This is a genomic window from Vibrio sp. 10N.261.45.E2, assembly GCF_002875705.1.
Classification (GTDB): Bacteria; Pseudomonadota; Gammaproteobacteria; order Enterobacterales; family Vibrionaceae; genus Vibrio.
Genome location: NZ_MCZZ01000082.1, coordinates 1 through 3,526 on the forward strand (window position 1 = coordinate 1; position 3,526 = coordinate 3,526).

5 protein-coding genes and 1 pseudogene are annotated in these 3,526 nt (G+C 43.1%); 1 reads left to right on the top strand and 5 read right to left on the bottom strand.

Annotated features, from left to right (window positions below):
* The 5 genes and pseudogenes from BCT34_RS04485 to BCT34_RS04500 form a co-directional block, all read right to left on the bottom strand.
* Nucleotides 1-276 (bottom strand): LysR family transcriptional regulator (locus BCT34_RS04485; RefSeq protein WP_133148366.1); only part of this gene is annotated, 276 nt, incomplete at its 3' end.
* Between the two features lie 75 nt (nt 277-351).
* Nucleotides 352-1,614 carry a hydroxymethylglutaryl-CoA reductase gene (locus BCT34_RS04490; protein WP_076653112.1) on the bottom strand — a complete coding sequence of 421 codons (1,263 nt, stop codon included), beginning with the start codon at nt 1,612-1,614 and terminating at the stop codon, nt 352-354.
* A 161-nt stretch (nt 1,615-1,775) separates the two neighbouring features.
* The gene (locus tag BCT34_RS04495; protein ID WP_076653110.1) at nt 1,776-2,096 is read right to left on the bottom strand and encodes a hypothetical protein; all 321 of its coding nucleotides are present in this window, start codon (nt 2,094-2,096) and stop codon (nt 1,776-1,778) included.
* Nucleotides 2,097-2,217: 121 nt separating this feature from the next.
* Entirely contained in the window at nt 2,218-2,379 is a 162-nt protein-coding gene (locus BCT34_RS24380) for a hypothetical protein (RefSeq protein ID WP_165690294.1), read from the bottom strand.
* A 356-nt stretch (nt 2,380-2,735) separates the two neighbouring features.
* Nucleotides 2,736-3,383 (bottom strand): annotated as a pseudogene (locus BCT34_RS04500) (TIGR01666 family membrane protein); the annotation flags it as partial.
* A 41-nt stretch (nt 3,384-3,424) separates the two neighbouring features.
* Here BCT34_RS04500 and BCT34_RS24385 point away from each other — a divergent pair.
* Nucleotides 3,425-3,526 (top strand): transposase (locus tag BCT34_RS24385; RefSeq protein WP_131828338.1); only part of this gene is annotated, 102 nt, incomplete at its 3' end.

Genomic DNA, 3,526 nt, shown 5'->3' on the forward strand with positions numbered 1-3,526 from the left:
TTTTACTTGACCACTACACAGACCGTTCATGCTTGAAAGAATCGCGTGAACCGTCGGAGCTATCTTCAGAGCAAAGGGAGTAGGGATAAGCTTGGTGCCATCTCGATAGAAAAGCTCATCATTAAGGATGTCACGTAATTGAGATAAGGTTTTGCTCACACTCGAAGGGCTGACAAAGAGCTGCTCGGAGGTTTGAGTTACACTGTGGGTGTTCAGCATAATATGAAGCGCAGTGAGGTGCTTAAGGCTCACCCTAGATAAGTGTAAGTAATCCATTTATGACTCACGCATTCAGGTTGGCTTGTGGCTTTGCATGAACGACAAAACTGAACAAGCCAAATTGGATAAAGGTTATTTACGAGCTAACTTATGGTGAGCACGTGAAAAGTGACCAGCGCAAAACGCGCCCACAATCGATAGTTCACCCGCCAAACACAGTGCAGCACAGACTTCAGCAAGGGCTTGTGATTTGCCATTACCATGTAGTCCAAGTAAATCTAAACAGGCTTTTTGACTCGGTAAACCTGTACCGCCGCCAACAGTTCCCACCATTAAGTTAGGCAGCGTCACGCTAGCGTATAATCCGCCTTCTTTGTTGAGCTCCATACGCGTCATACCAATCGCTGATTCAGCAACACACGCTGCGTCCTGGCCGCAAGCAATGTAAAGAGCAGCAAGTGCATTCGCATAATGGGCGTTGATACCGATAGTACCACTCAAAGCACCGCCAACAGTGGTCATTTGACCAAACTGAACCATCTTCTCAGGCGTGGTGTGTAGATACTTAGCAACAAGTTCTGCTGGGATATTAACTTCAGCGGTTACCTTTTTACCACGCACACTGCGCAAGGTTTGGGTATTCGCCTTCTTATCGCCTGATAAGTTGCCATCAAGGAAAGCATGGTCTGGCTTAACCGGCGTGTTTTCAATGATGTACTCAAATACAGCATTGGTCGCGATGGTCACCATATTCTGACCAGAAGCATCTCCGGTTAGAAATTCAAACACCAAGTAAACATGGTTGCCTTCGATGTTGATATTGATGTCGGTAAGTTTGCCGTGCGATGTTGTTGATTCTGCCAATCGTTTAAATTGGTCATATTGAGTCACAGCCCAAGCCACAAACTGCCCAGCTTCTACCAAGCCTTGAAATGCGAAACCAGGAGTGCGAGTGACACCTTCATTGAGCAACATCGCACTTGCACCACCACAAGCTGTAATCAGTTTTGAGCCACGGTTATAAGAAGCGACAAGTGCAGCTTCTGTGGTTGCAAGTGGTACCAAGTAATCGCCTTCAGCAAACAGGCCATTGACTCTTAAAGGACCAGAGATACCGACAGGCACCTTAACCGTACCAATGAAGTGTTCGATGTTTTTCTCATAAGCTTGCATCTGACTTTCTGTATGAGGATCGAGGAGTTCTGTTTGCGAATCTGCATTATTGAGTGCGGTCCAACGACGTGTGAGATTCTTTTCTGTCAGGTAGGGGCTAGGTGTCAGCTTATTGAGTGGCTTTTCAAAATGAGGCTGAAGCTTTTTTTCTAATTCGTCTGCGGAGATGTCGCCTCCTAAAATAGAAACATAGTCACGGCGATGCAGATTTAGTTTTGGCATAAATAATATGAAGTAAAGTTTGTGCAGCAAATTGGTTTGCGCTGATTCTACCGAGTAATAAACCAGAAACAAGCGCCTGATATAATGAGTTACAGTTTGTATGGTTGTTGAAGAAAAAAGCAGCAGAGTTTCGCAAAATATACGCTGTATATCAGTGTAATTTAGATATGAATGTCGAGAAGGCTACCGATGGCTTTGTTTTGACGATCAACTACACTCGCGCCAACGCGGTTGTAACTTGCGCTTTGTGTCAGTTTTATCAAGGAGTCGGTTGAAGATGAAGTAGGTTCGGGCTGTTTGTCTTTCAAGGAAATGGATTGTTCAGGCTCAATTTGATTAAAGCTGAGATCGCTAGCTTGGAAAGTGTCGTCGGATTCTAAAGAGTGTTTGGAGGCTTGGTTGAGCTCGATTGCTGCTTCTTCAGCCATGTTAGTTGAATGCTGAATAATCGCGTAACCAGATTGAATACCAGATATCGACATAGCAGAACCTTTTATTGACGTATGAAATGAGTCTAGGCGGACGATATTTTGAGCGCAATGGTGAACAGATGAAATTTACGGTGAAAATGTGAACTTAAGCTAAAGTAGTAATATCTGTTTGTTAACTGAACAGGTCATTTAACGCGTTTAACTCTTCTTCAGTAAGCAAACAAGGCTTCTCTGTTTCAAGGTTGCCGTCGATTTCACCTTGAAGTGCTTTTAATTGCTGTGGACTAAGAAGCTGTATTTGCTGCTTAAATGCTTCAAATTGCTGTGTATTCATATTGTGACCTTAGTTCAAATCCATATGCTCTATAGAGCATAGCTTACTGATACAGGAAATCAAACTAGATTAAGTGAATATTAAATGTTGTTTTAAGTTTCCTGAAACTAAGACAACTATAAATTCCTATGGTCGTTTTTTGTCCGAGAAATGTTAGGCAAAGTTAAGGCTTGGTCAATCAAAGTCAGAGAATTCCTACAATGTAAAAATCCCTATAACCCTTGTGGCACAAGGGTAGGCAAGTAATTGCTCTACCCATTTTGGGGTATGGGTAAAGCAATGTATAAATACGACCACCGATCAAAAGGTGAGCGATTGACGTTATCTTTTTGTTTTTACGGTATTTTGCTTGTTGCTCAAGAAGCTTCTGTTTCAAACGGTTTATCGATCTTAACCTTGACTGCAAACTTGGTCGCTAAGGTATGCAGTTCTGGAAGCATTCGATAAATCAAATGGAGCTGCTGTAGAACCATTCTGACAGAACTCTCATCTTCTTCTCGCCACTCACTCAAACGTTTATCCAGTTCAGGGTCATAAGCGTTTTTCACTTCACACTGTTCTTGATGAGAATAGAGTTGATCATTTAGAGCGTCTAGATGCTCGTGGATTACTCTGTGCGCATCTAACACCAGTTTGTGTGTCGCCTCATCATCAATACGTGTTCTGTGTGCTCCCAAAGCTGAAATATAGCTAAGTAGAGCGTGGTTGAGTGTTAGGAATCGGAAGCTCTCATCTTCAGAGGTACGGTACTTACCGGGTTCAACCAGCATGCTACTAATAGCGGCAGTTAGGTTTGCATCATTATTATGGGCACTACGACGAGCGATACGATAGTTGAGGCTGTCTTTCTTACCAACTCGGTATTGGCCGATGATCTGAGCAAGATAGTTTTTATTGGAATCAAGCGCATCTGCCATCACTTTGTGCAGTCGCTTCGATTGCCAATCAGGCAACACGTAAATAACAGCAAGTACAGCGAGGGCACAACCAATAAAGGTATCTGCTTGTAGTGGCATAGTGAATTTGGCCACCTGATTAAGAGGTGATGTATGATCATCTCAAGACTAAAACAGGTGACATTATGACTAAGCGTGATAGACGCACTTTTAACCCAGAATTTAAACTTGAATGCGCTCAACTGGTGCTT

Coding starts and splice junctions, on each gene's coding strand:
- BCT34_RS04495 (WP_076653110.1), bottom strand. CDS start 2,096: ATGTCGATATCTGGTATTCAATCTGGTTACGCGATTATTCAGCATTCA.
- BCT34_RS24380 (WP_165690294.1), bottom strand. CDS start 2,379: ATGAATACACAGCAATTTGAAGCATTTAAGCAGCAAATACAGCTTCTT.
- BCT34_RS04490 (WP_076653112.1), bottom strand. CDS start 1,614: ATGCCAAAACTAAATCTGCATCGCCGTGACTATGTTTCTATTTTAGGA.